The following is a 17,753-nucleotide window of genomic DNA, read 5'->3' on the forward strand; positions in this document are numbered from 1 at the left end:
TCTCATGCGCAACCCCGTCGGCGGCCATGTCCCCGTGGCCGGCGGCCTCGCCACCACCGGTCTCGCGTACGCCCGTGAGCTGGAGGCGGAGACCGTCCAGGTCTTCGTCGCCAATCCGCGCGGCTGGGCGACGCCCGCCGGAAATCCGGCGCAGGACGAGCAGTTCCGCGCCGAGTGCGCGGCCGAAGGAATCTCGGCGTACGTCCACGCCCCGTATCTGATCAACTTCGGCTCGCACACCGAGGCGACCGCGGAGAAGTCCGTGGAGTCGCTGCGGCACTCGCTGCGCCGGGGCCGTGAGATCGGCGCGCTGGGTGTGGTCGTACACACCGGCTCGGCGACCGGCGGCCGCCCCCGCGAGGTGGCGCTGGCGCAGGTACGGGAGCTGATGCTGCCGCTGCTCGACGAACTGACGCACGACGACGACCCGTTCCTCCTGCTGGAGTCGACGGCGGGCCAGGGCTTCTCGCTCTGCTCGCGCACCTGGGACTTCGGACCGTACTTCGAGGCGCTGGACGCCCACCCCAAGCTGGGCGTGTGCCTGGACACCTGCCACATATTCGCGGCGGGACACGATCTGTCGGGCCCGGACGGGATGACGAAGACCCTGCATCTGCTGGTGGGAACGGTCGGCGAGGGGCGGCTCAAGCTGATCCACGCCAATGACTCCAAGGATGTGGCGGGCGCCCACAAGGACCGTCACGAGAACATCGGCGCAGGTCATATCGGCGAGGAGCCGTTCAGGGAGCTGATGCGGCATCCGGCGACCGAGGGCGTACCGCTGATCATCGAGACTCCCGGCGGCAAGGAGGGGCACGCGGCGGATGTGGCGCGGCTGAAGAAACTCCGCTGAGAGAACTTCATTGAGGAATACCCCTGGGGGGTATACGGTTCTTGCTGTCGGCAGGAACCGCTACCTGACGTTGGGGGCCTCATGCAGCACGAACCGCACGACACTCACACCGAGCACGAGCACCAGGCCCACGAGGCGCAGCACACGCACGAGTCGCACCACGGGCACACTCACGAGAGTCACGGCACGGTCAGCTGGTCGACCGCCGCCCAGGCCACCCTCCACTGCCTCACCGGCTGCGCCATCGGCGAGGTGCTCGGCATGGTCATCGGCACCGCGCTGGGCTGGGGAAACGTGCCGACGATGATCCTCGCGATCGTCCTGGCCTTCTTCTTCGGCTACTCACTCACGCTGCGCGGCGTCCTCAAGGCCGGAGTCGACTTCAGGACCGCCTTCAAGGTCGCCCTCGCCGCCGACACGCTCTCCATCGCCGTGATGGAGCTGATCGACAACGGCGTGATCGTGCTCTGGCCGAACGCCATGGACGCACATCTCTCGGACCTGCTCTTCTGGGGCGCTCTGACCGTCTCGCTCGTCATCGCGTTCGTGCTCACCACACCCGTGAACAAGTGGATGATCGGCCGCGGCAAGGGCCACGCGGTGGTCCACCAGTACCACCACTGAACTACCGAGAACCAGGATCAGAGCTCGGGGCCGTCCCCGGGCTCTTCCTGGTACGAGTAGCGCTGCTCGCGCCATGGATCGCCGAGATTGTGGTAGCCGCGCTCCTCCCAGAAGCCTCGGCGGTCGGCGGTCATGTACTCCACGCCCCGGACCCATTTGGGCCCCTTCCAGGCGTACAGATGCGGCACGACAAGCCGCAGCGGAAAGCCGTGCTCGGCGGTGAGCAGCTCACCGTCCTTGTGGGTCGCGAAGATCGTGCGGTCCGAGACGAAGTCGGAGAGCCGCAGATTGGCGCTGAATCCGTACTCGGCCCAGACCATGACATGGGTGACGTTCGCGGCCGGCGGGGCGAGGTCCACGATCGTCCGGGCGGGCACACCGCCCCATTCGGCCCCCAGCATGCTGAACTTCGTCACGCAGTGCAGATCGGCGACGACCGTCGAGAAGGGCAGCGCCGAGAACTCCTCGTGGGTCCAGCACCGTTTGTCGCCGTCCGCGGTGGCGCCGAAAACCCTGAACTCCCAGCGGTCCGGCTTGAATTTGGGTACGGGCCCGTAGTGAGTGACCGGCCAGCCACGCTGCAGTCGCTGCCCCGGCGGAAGCTCGGACTCCTCTGATGCGCGGTATTCCCGGCTCTCCGGCTGACCCATGCCTTCAATGGTGACAGACCGGGAGGGGTGGTCATGACCAGGTCTGGCCGGATTCGGGCAACTCGTACTAAGCATGCACTTACTGGACGCCCCCCTGCCTCGGTGCGAGGATGCGCGCACCTGCCCCAGTCACACGCGCGGAAGGAGCCTCTGCGATGCAGGGCGACCCCGAGGTCATCGAGTTCCTCAATGAGCAGCTGACCGCCGAATTGACCGCGATCAACCAGTACTTCCTGCACGCGAAGATGCAGGAGAACTTCGGCTGGACGAAGCTCGCCAAGTACACCCGGTCCGAGTCGTTCGACGAGATGAAGCATGCGGAGGTACTGACCGACCGCATTCTCTTCCTCGACGGCCTGCCGAACTACCAGCGGCTGTTCCATGTGCGCGTCGGTCAGACGGTCACCGAGATGTTCCAGGCCGACCGGCAGGTGGAGGTGGAGGCGATCGACCGCCTCAAGCGCGGTATCGAGGTGATGCGCACCAAGGGCGACATCACGTCCGCGAACATCTTCGAGTCGATCCTGGAGGACGAGGAGCACCACATCGACTATCTCGACACCCAGCTGGAGCTGGTGGAGAAGCTCGGTGAGGCGCTGTACATCGCACAGCTGATCGAGCAGCCGGAGAGCTAGGCGCGGGCCTGGCCGCTTCGCCGAATGGCTAGGCCGCTTCGCTGAGCTCGGTCCGAGAGTTCGGGTCGGGGTCGGCTGCCAGTACGGCGGCGCCGTTGCCCTGCTCCAGCAGTTCCCGGCGGGGGCAGGCGCCGCGGCCGAGAATCCCCTGGATACTGCGGACACAGGATCCACAGTCGGTGCCCGCCTTGGAGACCGACGCTATCTGGCGGGGCGTGCAGGCACCGGCGTCCGCGTGCTCCTTCACCTGCTTCTCGGTGATGCCGAAACATGAGCAGACGTACACGCGGTTCACCTCCCCGGCGGGATCGATAGGTGGCGCCCTTCCCGATGATCGGTGAGGCTAACCTAACCTTACCCGTCGGGCCGGGTTCGCAAAAGCCCCGGATATGACGGTGGGGCCCGGATCACATCGATCCGCGCCCCACCGTTGTTGATCCGTCACTACTGGTCGCGGTACATCTCCGCGACCAGGAAGGCCAGGTCCAGGGACTGGCTGCGGTTCAGCCGCGGGTCGCAGGCCGTCTCGTAGCGCTGGTGCAGATCGTCGACGAAGATCTCGTCGCCGCCGCCCACGCACTCGGTGACGTCGTCACCGGTGAGCTCGACATGGATGCCGCCCGGGTGCGTGCCGAGGCCCTTGTGGACCTCGAAGAAGCCCTTGACCTCGTCGAGCACATCGTCGAAGCGGCGGGTCTTGTGACCGGAGGCCGCCTCGAAGGTGTTGCCGTGCATCGGGTCGGTCACCCAGGCCACCGTGGCACCGGAGGCCGTGACCTTCTCGACCAGCTCGGGGAGCTTGTCGCGGACCTTGTCGGCGCCCATACGGACGACAAAGGTCAGCCGGCCCGGCTCGCGCTCGGGGTCGAGCTTCTCGATGTACTGCAGGGCCTCGTCGACCGTGGTCGTCGGGCCGAGCTTCACACCGATCGGGTTGCGGATCTGCGCGGCGAACTCGATGTGCGCGCCGTCCAGCTGGCGAGTGCGCTCACCGATCCAGACCATGTGGCCGGAGGTGTTGTACAGCTGGCCGGTCCGCGAGTCGGTGCGGGTCAGCGCACCCTCGTAGTCGAGCAGCAGCGCCTCGTGGGAGGCGTAGAACTCGACCGTGCGGAACTCCGCCGGGTCGGTGCCGCACGCCTTCATGAAGTTCAGCGCGTTGTCGATCTCCCGCGCGAGCTGCTCGTAGCGCTGCCCGGAGGGGGACGACTTCACGAAGTCCTGGTTCCAGGCGTGCACCTGGCGCAGGTCGGCGTAACCGCCGGTGGTGAAGGCGCGCACCAGGTTGAGCGTCGCCGCGGACGCGTTGTACATCCGCTTGAGGCGCTCGGGGTCCGGGATACGGGCGGCCTCGGTGAAGTCGAAGCCGTTGACGGAGTCGCCCCGGTAGGTGGGCAGCGTCACGCCGTCGCGGGTCTCGGTCGGCTTGGAGCGCGGCTTGGAGTACTGGCCTGCGATGCGGCCGACCTTGACCACGGGCACGGACGCGGCATAGGTGAGCACCGCGCCCATCTGGAGCAGGGTCTTGAGCTTGTTACGGATGTGGTCGGCGGACACGGCGTCGAAAGCCTCGGCGCAGTCGCCGCCCTGGAGCAGGAACGCCTCGCCCTTGGCGACGGCTCCCATCCGGGCGCGCAGCTGGTCGCACTCGCCCGCGAAGACGAGCGGCGGATACGACTCGAGGTCCGCGATCACATCGCGCAGAGCCTCGGCATCGGGGTACTCGGGCTGCTGCGCCGCGGGCAGGTTTCGCCAGGTGTTGCCACCGGTAGCGGTGGTCTTAGCGTTCACGGTCACGCTGCCCACAGTACGGGGTGTGTGGCGGTGTCCACGCCTTGGCTCAGCAAGTGAGACGGGTCAGGCGGCCGGGGGCCGGATGCTGTGGGCCGGGCCCGCGACCGCAAGGATCTCCTCGCGGGCCGCTCCAGGGCTCTCGCGCAGATACGCCGCGAGCGCCGTGCAGTACGCCACGGCGTCCTGGAACAGGGGGTCGCGGCCGACCGCATCCGACACCTCCTCCTGAGTACGGCCCTCGGTCCGGTCCTCCAGGAACCACTTCACGGGTTCGACGGCGAACTCGATCCAGCCGGGATCCGCGGCCGGGTCCGACGAGCCGGCCTGAGTCACCAACCCCCTCATGCGGTAGGCTCCGCCGCATGTTCGCGCATTCGACTCAGAACTGGTGGTGGACCGCACATCCGGCGGCCCACTGACTGATCGCGCGCAACAGGATCGCGAAGGCCGCCCGAGGGGCGGCCTTCAGTGTTTCCCGGGTCCGGGGACAGCGGCCGTTCCTCCCACCCGGAAGGAACACCCGATGCCCCTCAGCCGACTGCTCGACGACGACTGCCCGCCCTTCGCCCTGCTGCGCAGGCGCACGCCCGGCCATGACCACGACACCGTCGAGGTCCTCATCGGCGCGGTGCACGAGGCCGAGCGGCTCGCCGACATCCCCGCCACAAGCCGGCCCTCGCTCGCCCTGGTCCCGTTCCGCCAGATCAGGGAGCGGGGCTTCGACGTACGCGACGACGGGACGCCGCTGTCGGTGCTCGTCGCCGACGAATCGTACGAACTCCCCCTCGCCGACGCGCTGTCACAGCTTCCCGCCCATGACGTACGGGTCGAGCGCGGCGCCTTCGACGTCGGTGACGAGGAGTACGCGGGCATCGTCCGGCGCGTCATCGAGGACGAGATCGGCCGGGGCGAGGGCGCGAACTTCGTCATCCGCCGCACCTACACCGGACGCATCCCCGGCTTCGGCCGGGCCGACGCGCTCGCCCTGTTCCGACGGCTGCTCGACGGCGAGCGCGGCGCGTACTGGACCTTCGTCGTGCACACCGGCGAGCGCACCCTCGTCGGCGCCAGCCCCGAGGTCCACGTCCGGATGAGCGGCGGCACCGTCGTGATGAACCCCATCAGCGGCACCTTCCGCTATCCGCCCGAGGGACCGACGCCCGAGGGGCTGCTCGGCTTCCTGGAGGACCCTAAGGAGCGCGACGAGCTCTCCATGGTCGTCGACGAGGAGCTGAAGATGATGTGCACCGTCGGCGACATGGGCGGTGTCGTCGTCGGCCCCCGGCTCAAGGAGATGGCTCATCTCGCGCACACGGAGTACGAGTTGAGGGGCAGAAGCTCCCTCGATGTACGCGACGTACTGCGGGAGACCATGTTCGCGGCGACGGTCACCGGCTCTCCCGTGCAGAACGCCTGCCGCGTCATCGAACGCCACGAGGTGGGCGGGCGCGGCTACTACGCGGGCGCGCTCGCGCTGATCGGCAGGGACGCGGGCGGCGCGCAGACCCTCGACTCCCCGATCCTGATCCGTACGGCCGACATCGACGCCGACGGGTCCCTTCGGGTTCCGGTCGGGGCGACGCTGGTGCGGCACTCCGACCCGGCGGGCGAGGTCGCCGAGACGCACGCCAAGGCGGCCGGGGTACTGGCCGCGCTCGGAGTACGGCCCGGGCGGCCCCGCGAGGACGCCGAGCGGCAGACGCTCGCCGACGACCCCCGGGTGCGGGCCGCCCTCGATGCCCGCCGCGCAGACCTCGCGCCGTTCTGGCTGCGGATGCAGGAGCGGTCCGCGCAGCTGTCGGGCCACGCCCTGGTCGTTGACGGCGAGGACACCTTCACCGCGATGCTGGCGCATCTGCTGCGCTCCACGGGCCTGGACGTGACGGTGCGCCGGTACGACGAGCCATGCCTGCGGGAGACGGTGCTCGCACACCGGGGACCGGTGGTGCTGGGTCCGGGCCCGGGCGATCCGGCCAACGCCTCCGATCCGAAGATGCGCTTCCTGCGCGCACTTGCCGCGGATCTGCTGCGCGATCACCGCCACGGGCTGCTCGGTGTCTGCCTCGGCCATGAACTGATGGCCGCCGAACTGGGCCTGGAGATCGTACGGAAGGACACGCCGTACCAGGGGGCGCAGGAGCGGATCGACTTCTTCGGGCGCGAGGAGACGGTGGGCTTCTACAACAGCTTTACGGCGCGGTGCGACGAGGAAGCGGCGGCGGAGCTGGAGGCACACGGGGTGGAGGTGGCCCGCGATCCCCGCTCGGCGGAGGTGCACGCGCTGCGTGGCGCGGGCTTTGCGGGCATCCAGTTCCACCCGGAGTCGGTGCTGACGCTGCGGGGGCCGGAGGTGATCCGGGGCCTTGTGGCCTCGGCGACGCGGGTGGGCCGGGCCTGATTTCCGGGGGTGTTGCCCCCGGACCCGCAGTCCTCAAACGCCGGACGGGCTGAACATTCAGCCCCGCCGGCGTTTGAGGTGCGGGGTCCGGGGCGGAGCCCCAGCCGCTGGGGTCAGCCGAAGAAGACCCCGACCTCCTCGTACAGCTTCGGGTCGACCGTCTTCAACTTGGCCGTAGCGTCAGCAATCGGCACCCGCACGATGTCCGTGCCCTGCAGCGCCACCATCTTGCCGAAGTCCCCGTCCCGCACCGCGTCGATCGCGTGCAGGCCGAAGCGGGTGGCCAGCCAGCGGTCGAAGGCGCTCGGGGTGCCGCCGCGCTGGACGTGTCCGAGGACCGTGGTGCGGGCCTCCTTGCCGGTGCGCCTCTCGATCTCCTTGGCCAGCCACTCGCCGACGCCGGAGAGCCGGACATGGCCGAAGGAGTCGAGCGTGCCGTCCTTGAGTACCGCCTCGCCGTCCTTGGGCATGGCTCCCTCGGCGACGACCACGATCGGTGCGTAACTGGCCTTGAAACGCGAGGTCACCCAGGCGCAGACCTGGTCGACGTCGAAGCGCTGCTCGGGGATGAGGATGACATTGGCGCCGCCGGCGAGACCGGAGTGCAGGGCGATCCAGCCCGCATGGCGCCCCATCACCTCCACGACCAGGACGCGCATATGGGATTCGGCGGTGGTGTGGAGCCGGTCGATGGCCTCGGTCGCGATGCCGACCGCCGTGTCGAAGCCGAAGGTGTAGTCGGTGGCGGACAGGTCGTTGTCGATGGTCTTGGGCACGCCGACGCAGCGGATGCCGTACTCGTCGTAGAGCCGCGCGGCGACACCGAGGGTGTCCTCGCCGCCGATCGCGATCAGCGCGTCGACCTCGTTCTTGGCGAGGTTGTCCTTGATCCGGCGGATGCCGTTCTCCGCCTTGAGGGGGTTGGTGCGCGAAGAGCCGAGGATGGTGCCGCCGCGGGGCAGAATGCCGCGTACGGCCGGGATGTCGAGCGGAACCGTGTCGCCTTCGAGCGGGCCGCGCCAGCCGTCGCGGTAGCCGACGAATTCGTATCCGTACTCCTGGACGCCCTTGCGGACGGCGCCACGGATGACCGCATTGAGCCCGGGGCAGTCGCCGCCCCCGGTCAGTACTCCGACGCGCATGGAAACTTCCCTTCGCCTGGTGAGCCGTATGACCGCCACGCTAATGGTGATCCAGGTCACTACGGGATGGGGCGAAAGGTCAATTCCTCTGTGTCACGAGGTGGTTGACGACCGTCTTTCACTCGTACGGGTAAAGGCCGGAAGATTACTCGTCGTCGAGGCCGCGCTCGATGGCGTACCGCACGAGCTCCACGCGGTTGTGCAGCTGGAGCTTGCCGAGGGTGTTCTGGACGTGGTTCTGGACGGTGCGGTGCGAGATGACCAGTCGCTCGGCGATCTGCTTGTACGAGAGCCCCTTGGCGACAAGACGCAGCACCTCGGTCTCCCGCTCGGTCAGCTGCGGGGCCTTCGCCTCGTCCCCGCCGGAGGCCGGGGCGGGCTCGGACGCCAGCCTGCGGTACTCACCGAGCACCAGGCCCGCGAGGCCCGGCGTGAAGACCGGGTCGCCGACGGCGGTGCGCCGTACGGCGTCCGTCAGCTCGTCCGTACTGGCCGACTTGAGCAGATAGCCCGTCGCGCCGGACTTCACCGCCTCCAGGACGTCGGCGTGCTCACCGCTCGCCGAGAGCACCAGGACCCGCAGCGCGGGGTGGGAGCCGACGAGCTCCTTGCACACCTGGACGCCGGGCATCCCGGGGAGATTGAGGTCGAGCACGAGTACGTCGGGTGAGACGGCCCGGGCGCGGCGCACGGCCTGCGGACCGTCACCGGCGGTCGCCACCACGTCGAAACCGGCGGCACCCAGATCGCGGGCGACCGCGTCGCGCCACATCGGGTGGTCGTCGACGACCATCACCCTGATCGTCTGCTGGTCCGTCATTTTCCTGCCTTCCCCCGTGGAACCTTCAATTCGACTTCTGTGCCCTGGCCGGGGACGGAGACCAGCTCCGCCGTACCGCCCAGATCCCGCAGCCGCCCGCGGATCGAGAGGGCGACGCCGAGGCGGCCCTCGCCCTCCGCCTGCGCCAGCCTGCCCTCCGGGATGCCCGGGCCGTCGTCCCGTACCGTCACGATCACCTCGTCCGGCCAGTCCTCGACCAGGATCCAGGCCTGCGCGTCCTGGCCCGCATGTCTGCTGACATTGTCCAGGGCGGCACTGACAGCGGCGGCGAGCTCCGCGGCCGCGGCTGCCGGAAGCAGCACCGGCGCGCCCGGTTCCGAGAGGGTCACCTTCGACCCGGCGTGGCGGGCGAGGAGCGAGCGCAGATCGTGCAGTTGAGGCCCGTCGGACGGCTCGTCCTCGACCTCGACCGTGCGGACCACGGCGCCCTGCGAGGCGTCCTCGGAGGCACGCATCGTGGGCACCAGACCGCTGGAGACCAGGGTGCGCAGGGCGACCTCCTGCTCCCCCGCCATCCGGCCGAGCTCCGCGGCCTCGCCGCCAAGGGCCGTACCGCGTCGCTGCACCATCGCCAGCACCTGGAGCACGCTGTCGTGGATGTCGCGGGCCAGCCGCTCCCGCTCGCGGGTCGCCGCCTCGATCTCCAGCGCGCGGGCGAGGGTGCGTTCGGAGGCGCGGGCGACCTCGACGACATAGCCGATGGCGATGGAGGCGACCCAGACCAGCAGGACATTGTGGAACGTGTCCCGGCTGGGCTCGCCGCGCTCGATGATGTTGGCCACGGCGACGAACGACGACGCGAAGCCCGCCCAGCGCCAGCCGCCCTTGATGGCGAACGCGAGGACGGAACCGGCGGTCCATATCGTCGGCAGGGTGGGCCCGTCGACATGCTGCGCCTGGAGGTCGGCAAGCGGGGTGAGCAGTATCCCGGTCAGAGCGATGGTGAGATCGGCGACCAGGAAGCGCTTGGTGCAGCGGGCGGCGTTCGCCACCTTGGGCAGCGTGACCAGCGTCCAGACGGACATCACCGCGAGGAAGGCGACGGCGACCCAGGGGCGCTCGAACTTGTCGGGGGTGAAGACGAAGAGCAGATCCGCGTAGACCATGGTCAGTACGCGGTAGGCGGCGAGTGCACGCCACAGCGGCAGCTCGACCGACATCCGCACGACGCGCTCGCGCTTGGCCATTTCCCCCACCCCAGAACGGACTGCGCGGCTACGCGGCCGGCCGGTCCGTCGACTCCGACGGGTTCGCCTTGTCCGCCTTCTCCGCTGCCTTCTCCGCTGCCTTTGCGGCAGCCTTCTCGGCCTTCTCCGCCTCCGCGATCTGACGCTTCGCCGCGGTCGCGTAGATGTCGACGTACTCCTGGCCCGAGAGCTTCATGATCTCGTACATGACCTCGTCGGTCACCGAGCGCAGGATGAAGCGGTCGCTCTCCATGCCCTGGTAGCGGCTGAAGTCGAGCGGCTTGCCGATCCGGATCCCCGGGCGCATCAGCTTGGGGACCACCTTGCCGGGCGGCTGGATCTTCTCCGTGTCGATCATCGCGACCGGGATGACCGGAGCGCCGGTGGCGAGCGCCACGCGCGCGAGGCCGCCGGGCTTGCCGCGGTAGAGCCGGCCGTCCGGCGAGCGGGTGCCCTCCGGATAGATACCGAACAGTCCGCCGCCCTCGATGACGTCGATACCGGCCTTGATCGCCGCCTCGCCCGCCCCGCGAGCGCCCGAACGGTCCACCGGGAGCTGCCCGACGCCCTTGAAGAAGGCGGCGGTGAGCTTGCCCTTCACTCCGGGCGAGGTGAAGTACTCCGCCTTGGCGATGAAGGTGACCTTGCGGTCGAGCACCGCGGGAAGGAAGAAGGAGTCCGAGAAGGACAGATGGTTGCTTGCGAGGATCGCCGGTCCGTCGGCGGGAATGTTCTCGAGGCCCTCCACCCAGGGCCTGAAGGCAAGCTTCAGCGAGCCTCCGATGGAGAACTTCATTGCGCCGTAGATCAACTCGGGTGCCTCCTGTGTGCTGTCGAACAGACCTTAACCCGAGGTGGGCCCCGGATCGCTGTGCTGGGGGGCTTACGCACCTGGTCGGTGTCAGTCCGGTCGCGTACGGTGAAGTACACCTTCAGACTCCCCTGATGACCCTCACGAACAGGAGACCCAGGTGCCGGTCCTTCCTGGAGCCGAGCCGTACCGCCACGAAGGCGGAGAGGTCGGCGTCCTTCTCTGTCACGGATTCACCGGTTCCCCGCAGTCGCTGCGCCCCTGGGCCGAGTATCTGGCGGAGCGCGGGCTGACTGTGTCCCTGCCGCTGCTCCCCGGGCACGGCACGCGCTGGCAGGACATGCAGGTCACCGGCTGGCAGGACTGGTACGCAGAAGTGGACCGCGAGCTGCGGGTGCTGCTCGAGGGGTGCAGCCAGGTCTTCGTCTTCGGGCTCTCGATGGGCGGCGCGCTCACCCTGCGGCTCGCCGCGAAGCACGGCGACTCCGTCAGCGGCATCGTCGTGGTGAACCCGGCGAACAAGGTCCACGGCCTGTCGGCGCACGCCCTTCCGGTCCTGCGCCATGTGGTGCCTACGACCAAGGGCCTGACGAGCGACATCGCCAAGGAGGGCTCGGAAGAGGTCGGGTACGACCGGGTGCCGCTGCACGCCGCGCACTCCCTGCGGAACTTCTTCCGGCTGGTCGACGGCGAGCTGCCGCAGGTCACACAGCCGATGCTGCTGCTGCACAGCCCCCAGGACCATGTGGTCCCGCCGGCCGACTCGGCCCGCGTCCTCAGCCGGGTCTCCTCGACGGACGTCACGGAGATCCTGCTGGAACAGAGCTACCACGTGGCGACGTTGGACCACGATGCGGAGCGGATTTTCGAGGAGAGTTACGCGTTCATCGGCCGGCTCGCTCCGAGTGTCGGGAAGAAGGGGAGCACAACCGGTGGCTGAGCAGCACGACGCGGACCGTGAGCCGCAGCCGATCGACGAGGAGGCCGCCTGGGCGGCCATCGTCGCGGGGTACGGCGAGGAGCCGGCCGACCCGCCGGGTGCCAAGCCGTTCAAGTCGGTGGAGGATCTCGCCCTGCTGGAGGGCGATCTGAACGAGACCCCGAAGAGCGGCCCGAAGGACCGGGCGGCCGAGCCGGAGTCCGACGCGGACGAAGACGGGGACGGGGACGGCGACTCGGGCGGTCCGGCGCTGGGGAGCTCCATCACCTTCGCGCCGGGCGTCGGCGGCCCGCGCGACTACCAGGTGGTCGAGCCCAAGGACGACGACCTCGACGACAGCGACGAGGGCCACTTCGTACCGCCGGAGCCGCCGCCGCTGCCGGAGGCCGATGTCACGGCCAGGTTCGCCTGGCTCGCGGTGGTCGGCGGCCCGGTGCTGATGCTGATCGCGGTGCTGCTGCAGTGGGACATGACGTGGTGGCTGACCACGCTGTGCGTCGGCGGTTTCCTGGGCGGCTTCGTCACCCTGGTGGCCCGGATGTCGCACGGCGACGACGAGGACGACGATCCGGGCCGCGGCGCGGTCGTGTAGCCGTTCAGGCTGCCGGAACCCTCAGCGCGGCCAGCACCGGAAGGTGATCCGTCGCCGCGCGCAGATCGGCCCCGGTGATGCCCGGGAGATCCAGCGGCACCCCGCATCCGAGCACCTCGACGCCCTGCGTGGCGAAGATCGCGTCGATCCGCTGGTGCGGATTGTCGGGCGTCGAGGTGTATTCGCCGCCCCAGGGCGCGACCGCCCGGCAGTCCTGGAGTTCCCCCGCGAGCCTGCGGAAACTGCGGCCTGTCGGCCGGTCGTTGAGGTCGCCCGCGGCGATCGCATACGGCAGGTCCATCGCCTTCAGCCGGTCCAGCAGCATCCCGGCCTGTGCGTAGCGCTCGTCGGTCTGCAGGCTCAGATGGCAGCTGAGCAGCCCGATCCGGGTGCCCCCGATCCGTACGACGGCGGTGGCGAAGCCGCGCCGGTGGAGTCCGGGCGTGAGCGGCAGAAGCACGTCCTCCGTACGCTCCACCGTCGCGCGCAGCGAGCAGAGCAGGAGCGGCCCGGTGGCGCTCGCGCCGCCCGTCAGCATCACGAGCTCGCTCTTGGCGGCGAGCCGCGCGGCGTGTTTGCGCCAGCGGAAGAAGCGCGGGGCCTCCTGGACGAAGACCAGATCGGGCTCGCAGGCCCGGATCACCCGGGCCAGTGCGTCCTCGTCGTCACGCATCGAGCGGATGTTGTAGCTGAGCACCCGGATCACGGCCGAACCGTCGGGTTCGGTGCGGGAGTTGGGCAGCGCGCTGATCGACATGCGGCTCACGATACGACGATGCCCGCCGCGTCCCGGTGGGGACGCGACGGGCGTCTGCGCGAAGCCGACTGACGGCCTCCCGTCAAATACCGCAACCAGCAATTGAGCAACCCCGACGGCGATGAACCAGCCCCGCAACAGCGGCGCCGGTTCAGGCCCTGTCCGGCCAATCTTGCCGGGCTCGCGTGCCCTGGCACGGCACTCCCCCGTAGCCCTTTGGGCACGGGAGGTGCCCCCATCGCCAGACCCGCTCACTGATCCGGCCTGATCGACCGGACAGGACCTAGGCGCAAAGGGGGGCGTCAGCCCTGGCGCGCCAGGTCCGCCGCGCCCACCAGGCCCGCCTTGCCGCCCAGTTGGGCAGCGACCACCTGGGCGTGCGGACGCCACTGGCCGCCGACCAGCCAGCGGCGGAAGGACTTGCGGATCGGGTCGAGGACCAGCTCGCCCTCGTCGGAGACACCGCCACCCACGATGAACGCCGACGGGTCGAAGAGCGAGGCCAGATCGGCCAGGCCCGCGCCCGCCCAGCGCGCCAGCTCGCGGAAGGAGTCGAGGGCGACCGGGTCGCCCTCCCGCGCGGCAGCGCTGATGTGCTTGCCCTCGATGCCGTTGACCGTGCCGTCGCCCAGGCCCAGCAGAACCGTGGCGTTCTCCGGGGTGGCGTTGGCGCGCTGCTTGGCGTATCGCACGAGCGCGCGCCCGGAGGCGTACTGCTCCCAGCAGCCCTGGCTGCCGCAGCCGCAGAGCAGACCGTCCGGGACCACCCGGATGTGGCCGAACTCCGCGGCCACGCCGAAGCGTCCGCGGCGCAGCTTGTTGCCGATGATGATGCCGCCGCCGAGCCCGGTGCCCAGCGTGATGCAGATGACGTCCTCGTGGCCCTGGCCGGCTCCGAAGCGGTACTCGCCCCAGGCGGCCGCGTTCGCGTCGTTCTCGACAACCACGGGGAGGCCGACGCGCTGCTCGACCTTGTCCTTCAGCGGTTCGTGGCGCCAGTCGATGTTCGGCGCGAACAGGACGGTGGCACGCTTGTCGTCGACGTAACCCGCGGCGCCGATGCCGACGGCCTCGATGTCGTGCCCCTCGCCGGCCCCGGCCACGGCGGAGCAGATCGCGTCGACGATGCCCTCGGGGGTCGACGGGGTGGGCACCGTGTACGTCTCGAGAATGGTGCCCTCTTCGTCGACCACGCCGGCCGCGATCTTGGTGCCGCCGATGTCGACGCCGATGGTGAGTCCCATGTGTCCCTCAGTTTTCGGTCGAGCCCCGCTACGGCCAACCGTACCCGAGGGCGGGCATGGCCCGGTCAGTCAAGGTCGATGTGCTCGCTCGCCCCGGGGCCCTCGTCGCGGGGGTCGGTGGCATCCCCGGAGACGTCCGGATCCGGGGTCCGCTCCTGGGTCCAGCGTCGCTCATGGCCCTCGACTGCGGATCGATAGGCGGCGAGCAGCTCGCTGCCGGCGGCCGCGAGGTGGTCGAAAATCTCCGGGTTGCGCTCGATGACCGGCTCGACGGCGGACTTCGCCTGGCTGACCAGCTGCTGTACGGCGCTCTGCGCGGCCATGCCGGGCAGTGACGTCTGGAAGGTGGAGACCTTGTCGGCGACGGCGTCGAGGAGTTTGCGCAGCTCCTCGGCGGCGGAGCCGGGCGGCGTGCCGTACTGGGTGCGGCGGCGCGCCCTCTCCGCCGCGAGATCCTCGGCGCAGGCCGTGGCCCAGGCGTCGTCGTCGACGGCGGGACGCTCGGTGGCATCGCTCATGGCGTACTCCTGCGGAAGAACGGGGCGGAACGGAGGGTTCGTACTCTCGACGTTACCCGAATGGAGGCAGGGCGTTCAGCGGGTGCGGGGCCACAGCTCAGGGTCCGGCGTGAAACGGACCCGCAGCTCCCCGTCCTTGAGTCCCGCGCCGGATACCGTGCAGCGGCGCAGCACGGAGTGCAGCGGAACGATCCTGCGGAACGGGCCCACGGTGACCAGGAGTTCATCCCCACGGCGTACCAGCGAGACGTCCTCCTTCACCGCGCCCGGCAGCGGCAGGTGCCAGACATAGAGCAGGCCCTCGCCGTCGTCCGCCGTACCCGGGAACTCGACCCGCCAGGGGTCGTCCCTGCGCTGCCCGGAGTCCCGGTCCGGCTCGACGGCGAGTCCGCCGTCCCCCAGGAGGGCGCCGAGGTCGTCGAGACCGCGCGGGTCACGGCCGAGGTGGCGTATCTCGCCGAGCGGGGTCCGGGGGCCCCACTCCTCGTGCCACTCGCGCAGGTACTTCTCCTGCTGTGCCGAGAGCGTGGAGAGCCAGGTGTCCGCGGAATCCTTCGGCAGGATCCGGTTCGGTACGAGGGTGTCGACGTCCAGTCCGTGCAGGGCGAGCCCGGCGCGGGCCGTGCGCAGGGTGTCCGTGGCCACGGGTCCCGGCTCGGCGACCACCCGCAGGCTCGTACTGCCGGATTCGATCACCGTCTGGACACCGGCGAGTTCGGTGTCCCAGCGGTCGGCGGTCGCGTACAGCCACTGCGCGGGCATCGGTACACCTGCGAGCTGCGCGAGCATCGGCCGCAGCGCCCGGGCGGCCTGCCGCTCCACCGGAAGCAGCCTGCGCAGATAGCGGCGCAGCTGCTCGGGCAGGGCGAGCAGGGCAACGGTCTCGCGCAGCGGCGGCATGTCGACGACGATGACGTCCCAGTCGCCGCGCGCCGCGACGGTCAGTGCGCGCAGCAGCGCGAACTGCTCGCCGCCGGGGAGCTCGGTCAGCTCCTCGTCCTCAAGCGGCCGGGCGCCCAGCAGGTCGAGTGCGCCTGCGCTGCGCTCCTGGAGGGCCAGGAACTCCGCGCGGAAGTCGGCGCCCGGCTCGATGCGGGCGGCCCACAGCCCGTCCGTGACCTCGGCCGGTTCGTCGAGGCGTCCGGTGACGGGCGCGTTGAAGATGTCGCCCGGCTCTGCGGACAGGAAGAGCGCGCGCTTGCCGCTCCGGGCCGCGGCGAGCGCGGTGGCGGCGGCGACGGTCGTACGGCCCGCGCCGCCGAGGCCGGTGACGAGGACCGTACGCATCAGGCGGTGGGCCCGCTCTCGACGCGCTTCTTCAGACCGGCCAGGGCGCGGTCGATGATGACCTTTTCGGCCTTGCGCTTGATCATGCCGAGCATCGGGATCTTGACGTCGACGGTCAGCTGGTACGTGACCTCGGTACGGTCACCGCCGCCGACCGCGGCCAGGGTGTACGAGCCGTCGATGGTGCGCAGCATCTGGGACTTCACCAGCGTCCAGCTGACCTGGTTTTCGCCGTTCCAGGTGTACGCGAGCGTGTGGTCGTCCTTGATCGCTCCGGCGTCCAGCACCAGCCGGACCTGCTCGGCGCGGCCCTTGGCGTCGGTGGCGAGCACCTCCGCCTCCTTCACCTCACCCGTCCACTCCGGGTAGCGGGCGAAGTCGGAGATCACGCCCATCACGTCGGCCGGTGCCGCCTCGATCGTGATGCTCGAGCTGGTGTGTTCCGCCATCGCTGCGGCTCCTCACAGTGCGGTACGACCGGGGGTGGTGTGGTGTGCAGGCTACCGCGACCCGACTGGTCACCGGCGCGGGGCCCGGTCTCACCACTCCAGTGCCCAGGGGCGGCCGGTCGAGGCGAAATGCCCGACGTTGACGCACTCCGTGACGCCGATGCGCATCCGGGCGGCGAGCGGCTGGTGGATATGGCCGAACAGGGCGTACCTGGGGCGGGTGCGGCGGATGGCGTCCAGCAGGGCGTGGCTGCCGCGTTCGAAGCGGCGCGCGACGGTGTCGTACGTCAGCTCGGGGACCTCCGGCGGGATGTGCGAGCAGAGCACATCGACCTCGCCGACCGCCTCGATCTTGGCCGCGAACTCCTCGTCGGAGATCTCGTACGGGGTGCGCATCGGTGTGCGCAGTCCGCCGCCGACGAAGCCGAAGACGCGGCCGCCGATCTCGACGCGCTCCCCGTCGAGGACGGTGGTGCCCGGGAGCGCGTACTCCGGCCAGAGGGCGGGAATGTCGACATTGCCGTAGGTGGCGTACGTCGGAGTGGGGAACGCCGCGAACAACTCGGCGTACTGGCGTCGCACGGCCGACTCGATGGCGCTCTCCCGGTCCATCCGCAGCTCGCCCCAGAGCCTGCGGCCCAGTTCACGGGCCTCGTCGAAGCGACGGGCGGTGCGCAGTTCCACGATGAGATCGGCGTTCTCGACGCCGAAGAGGTCGGGGAAGATGCCGCGCGAGTGGTCGGCGTAATCGAGGAAGAGCACGAGGTCACCGAGGCAGATGAGCGCGTCCGCGCCGTCTCCCGCCCGAGCGAGGTCCCTGGCGTTGCCGTGCACGTCACTGACCACATTGACTCGCATGCCTCGCATGACGATCACCCTAGGACGACGGTGTCGCGGCTGGGTAGTGGGGGGCGGACCAGCCGTTCTTCCGAGCCGTAACAGGTGTGGACTACTCTGCGCGAAGCGATGCCATGCACGTGTGACGCAGCGAACATCTGGCCTGAACCCCCTATCGGGAACCGAGTACTGGT

General features: G+C 69.7%; 21 protein-coding genes. 7 read left to right on the forward strand and 14 right to left on the reverse strand.

What is annotated here, in order from left to right:
- Positions 1-4 precede the first annotated feature (4 nt).
- Positions 5-853: a deoxyribonuclease IV gene (locus ABZS64_RS25695; RefSeq protein WP_355834110.1), complete on the forward strand. Its 849-nt coding sequence runs from the start codon at positions 5-7 to the stop codon at positions 851-853.
- An 81-nt stretch (positions 854-934) separates the two neighbouring features.
- Positions 935-1,477: a DUF4396 domain-containing protein gene (locus ABZS64_RS25700; RefSeq protein WP_355834112.1), complete on the forward strand. Its 543-nt coding sequence runs from the start codon at positions 935-937 to the stop codon at positions 1,475-1,477.
- A 17-nt stretch (positions 1,478-1,494) separates the two neighbouring features.
- Here ABZS64_RS25700 and ABZS64_RS25705 read toward each other — a convergent pair whose 3' ends face one another.
- A complete protein-coding gene (locus ABZS64_RS25705; RefSeq protein ID WP_355834114.1) occupies positions 1,495-2,127 on the reverse strand; it encodes a sulfite oxidase-like oxidoreductase in 633 nt (210 codons plus the stop codon).
- A 155-nt stretch (positions 2,128-2,282) separates the two neighbouring features.
- On the opposite strand from ABZS64_RS25705, the gene bfr reads away from it, so the two are divergent.
- Positions 2,283-2,762, forward strand: a complete 480-nt coding sequence (bfr, locus tag ABZS64_RS25710) for a bacterioferritin (RefSeq protein ID WP_355834117.1) — start codon at positions 2,283-2,285, stop codon at positions 2,760-2,762.
- Positions 2,763-2,790: 28 nt separating this feature from the next.
- On the opposite strand, the gene ABZS64_RS25715 is transcribed toward bfr, so the two are convergent.
- From ABZS64_RS25715 to ABZS64_RS25725, 3 genes are all read right to left on the reverse strand, one after another.
- A complete protein-coding gene (locus tag ABZS64_RS25715; protein ID WP_355834120.1) occupies positions 2,791-3,048 on the reverse strand; it encodes a (2Fe-2S)-binding protein in 258 nt (85 codons plus the stop codon).
- Between the two features lie 158 nt (positions 3,049-3,206).
- Entirely contained in the window at positions 3,207-4,553 is a 1,347-nt protein-coding gene (locus ABZS64_RS25720; RefSeq protein WP_355834233.1) for a class II 3-deoxy-7-phosphoheptulonate synthase, read from the reverse strand.
- Positions 4,554-4,619: 66 nt separating this feature from the next.
- Positions 4,620-4,901 (reverse strand): hypothetical protein, encoded by a 282-nt coding sequence (locus tag ABZS64_RS25725; protein ID WP_355834241.1) that lies wholly within the window; start codon positions 4,899-4,901, stop codon positions 4,620-4,622.
- 17 nt (positions 4,902-4,918) lie between these two features.
- Between ABZS64_RS25725 and ABZS64_RS25730 the strand changes: the two genes are divergently transcribed.
- Both ABZS64_RS25730 and ABZS64_RS25735 read left to right on the forward strand, forming a co-directional pair.
- On the forward strand, positions 4,919-4,975 hold the full coding sequence (locus ABZS64_RS25730) for a trp operon leader peptide (protein WP_071528813.1): 57 nt from the start codon (positions 4,919-4,921) through the stop codon (positions 4,973-4,975).
- Positions 4,976-5,079: 104 nt separating this feature from the next.
- Entirely contained in the window at positions 5,080-6,954 is a 1,875-nt protein-coding gene (locus ABZS64_RS25735; protein WP_355834122.1) for an anthranilate synthase family protein, read from the forward strand.
- A 113-nt stretch (positions 6,955-7,067) separates the two neighbouring features.
- Here ABZS64_RS25735 and ABZS64_RS25740 read toward each other — a convergent pair whose 3' ends face one another.
- From ABZS64_RS25740 to ABZS64_RS25755, 4 genes are all read right to left on the reverse strand, one after another.
- Positions 7,068-8,096 (reverse strand): 6-phosphofructokinase, encoded by a 1,029-nt coding sequence (locus tag ABZS64_RS25740; RefSeq protein ID WP_355834125.1) that lies wholly within the window; start codon positions 8,094-8,096, stop codon positions 7,068-7,070.
- Positions 8,097-8,241: 145 nt separating this feature from the next.
- On the reverse strand, positions 8,242-8,916 hold the full coding sequence (locus ABZS64_RS25745; protein WP_355834128.1) for a response regulator transcription factor: 675 nt from the start codon (positions 8,914-8,916) through the stop codon (positions 8,242-8,244).
- On the reverse strand, positions 8,913-10,124 hold the full coding sequence (locus ABZS64_RS25750) for a DUF5931 domain-containing protein (protein ID WP_355834131.1): 1,212 nt from the start codon (positions 10,122-10,124) through the stop codon (positions 8,913-8,915). Before ABZS64_RS25750 ends, ABZS64_RS25745 begins: the two co-directional genes overlap by 4 nt.
- Positions 10,125-10,152: 28 nt before the next feature.
- Positions 10,153-10,920: a lysophospholipid acyltransferase family protein gene (locus tag ABZS64_RS25755; RefSeq protein ID WP_355834235.1), complete on the reverse strand. Its 768-nt coding sequence runs from the start codon at positions 10,918-10,920 to the stop codon at positions 10,153-10,155.
- Between the two features lie 175 nt (positions 10,921-11,095).
- On the opposite strand from ABZS64_RS25755, the gene ABZS64_RS25760 reads away from it, so the two are divergent.
- Together ABZS64_RS25760 and ABZS64_RS25765 are read left to right on the forward strand one after the other, a co-directional pair.
- Complete coding sequence (locus ABZS64_RS25760) at positions 11,096-11,875, forward strand: alpha/beta fold hydrolase (protein WP_355834134.1); 780 nt, start codon at positions 11,096-11,098, stop codon at positions 11,873-11,875.
- Positions 11,868-12,467, forward strand: coding sequence for a hypothetical protein (locus tag ABZS64_RS25765; RefSeq protein ID WP_355834137.1), 600 nt, complete (start codon positions 11,868-11,870; stop codon positions 12,465-12,467). Before ABZS64_RS25760 ends, ABZS64_RS25765 begins: the two co-directional genes overlap by 8 nt.
- Before the next feature lie 4 nt (positions 12,468-12,471).
- On the opposite strand, the gene ABZS64_RS25770 is transcribed toward ABZS64_RS25765, so the two are convergent.
- From ABZS64_RS25770 to ABZS64_RS25795, 6 genes are all read right to left on the reverse strand, one after another.
- Entirely contained in the window at positions 12,472-13,224 is a 753-nt protein-coding gene (locus ABZS64_RS25770) for an endonuclease/exonuclease/phosphatase family protein (protein ID WP_355834139.1), read from the reverse strand.
- 302 nt (positions 13,225-13,526) lie between these two features.
- Positions 13,527-14,468 carry an ROK family glucokinase gene (locus ABZS64_RS25775; RefSeq protein ID WP_355834142.1) on the reverse strand — a complete coding sequence of 314 codons (942 nt, stop codon included), beginning with the start codon at positions 14,466-14,468 and terminating at the stop codon, positions 13,527-13,529.
- A 65-nt stretch (positions 14,469-14,533) separates the two neighbouring features.
- Complete coding sequence (locus ABZS64_RS25780) at positions 14,534-14,986, reverse strand: DUF5304 domain-containing protein (RefSeq protein WP_355834145.1); 453 nt, start codon at positions 14,984-14,986, stop codon at positions 14,534-14,536.
- 75 nt (positions 14,987-15,061) lie between these two features.
- Complete coding sequence (locus tag ABZS64_RS25785; RefSeq protein WP_355834147.1) at positions 15,062-16,273, reverse strand: ArsA-related P-loop ATPase; 1,212 nt, start codon at positions 16,271-16,273, stop codon at positions 15,062-15,064.
- Positions 16,273-16,722, reverse strand: a complete 450-nt coding sequence (locus ABZS64_RS25790; RefSeq protein WP_355834150.1) for an SRPBCC family protein — start codon at positions 16,720-16,722, stop codon at positions 16,273-16,275. Before ABZS64_RS25790 ends, ABZS64_RS25785 begins: the two co-directional genes overlap by 1 nt.
- A 90-nt stretch (positions 16,723-16,812) precedes the next feature.
- Complete coding sequence (locus ABZS64_RS25795) at positions 16,813-17,568, reverse strand: metallophosphoesterase (protein WP_355834238.1); 756 nt, start codon at positions 17,566-17,568, stop codon at positions 16,813-16,815.
- Positions 17,569-17,753 lie beyond the last annotated feature (185 nt).

The organism is Streptomyces sp. NPDC005408, assembly GCF_040606445.1.
In the GTDB taxonomy this organism is placed as follows: Bacteria; Actinomycetota; Actinomycetes; order Streptomycetales; family Streptomycetaceae; genus Streptomyces.

Coding starts and splice junctions, on each gene's coding strand:
- ABZS64_RS25745 (WP_355834128.1), bottom strand. CDS start 8,916: ATGACGGACCAGCAGACGATCAGGGTGATGGTCGTCGACGACCACCCG.
- ABZS64_RS25695 (WP_355834110.1), top strand. CDS start 5: ATGCGCAACCCCGTCGGCGGCCATGTCCCCGTGGCCGGCGGCCTCGCC.
- ABZS64_RS25755 (WP_355834235.1), bottom strand. CDS start 10,920: ATGAAGTTCTCCATCGGAGGCTCGCTGAAGCTTGCCTTCAGGCCCTGG.
- ABZS64_RS25705 (WP_355834114.1), bottom strand. CDS start 2,127: ATGGGTCAGCCGGAGAGCCGGGAATACCGCGCATCAGAGGAGTCCGAG.
- ABZS64_RS25790 (WP_355834150.1), bottom strand. CDS start 16,722: ATGGCGGAACACACCAGCTCGAGCATCACGATCGAGGCGGCACCGGCC.
- ABZS64_RS25785 (WP_355834147.1), bottom strand. CDS start 16,273: ATGCGTACGGTCCTCGTCACCGGCCTCGGCGGCGCGGGCCGTACGACC.
- ABZS64_RS25780 (WP_355834145.1), bottom strand. CDS start 14,986: ATGAGCGATGCCACCGAGCGTCCCGCCGTCGACGACGACGCCTGGGCC.
- ABZS64_RS25700 (WP_355834112.1), top strand. CDS start 935: ATGCAGCACGAACCGCACGACACTCACACCGAGCACGAGCACCAGGCC.
- ABZS64_RS25750 (WP_355834131.1), bottom strand. CDS start 10,124: ATGGCCAAGCGCGAGCGCGTCGTGCGGATGTCGGTCGAGCTGCCGCTG.
- bfr (WP_355834117.1), top strand. CDS start 2,283: ATGCAGGGCGACCCCGAGGTCATCGAGTTCCTCAATGAGCAGCTGACC.
- ABZS64_RS25725 (WP_355834241.1), bottom strand. CDS start 4,901: ATGAGGGGGTTGGTGACTCAGGCCGGCTCGTCGGACCCGGCCGCGGAT.
- ABZS64_RS25775 (WP_355834142.1), bottom strand. CDS start 14,468: ATGGGACTCACCATCGGCGTCGACATCGGCGGCACCAAGATCGCGGCC.
- ABZS64_RS25735 (WP_355834122.1), top strand. CDS start 5,080: ATGCCCCTCAGCCGACTGCTCGACGACGACTGCCCGCCCTTCGCCCTG.
- ABZS64_RS25770 (WP_355834139.1), bottom strand. CDS start 13,224: ATGTCGATCAGCGCGCTGCCCAACTCCCGCACCGAACCCGACGGTTCG.
- ABZS64_RS25740 (WP_355834125.1), bottom strand. CDS start 8,096: ATGCGCGTCGGAGTACTGACCGGGGGCGGCGACTGCCCCGGGCTCAAT.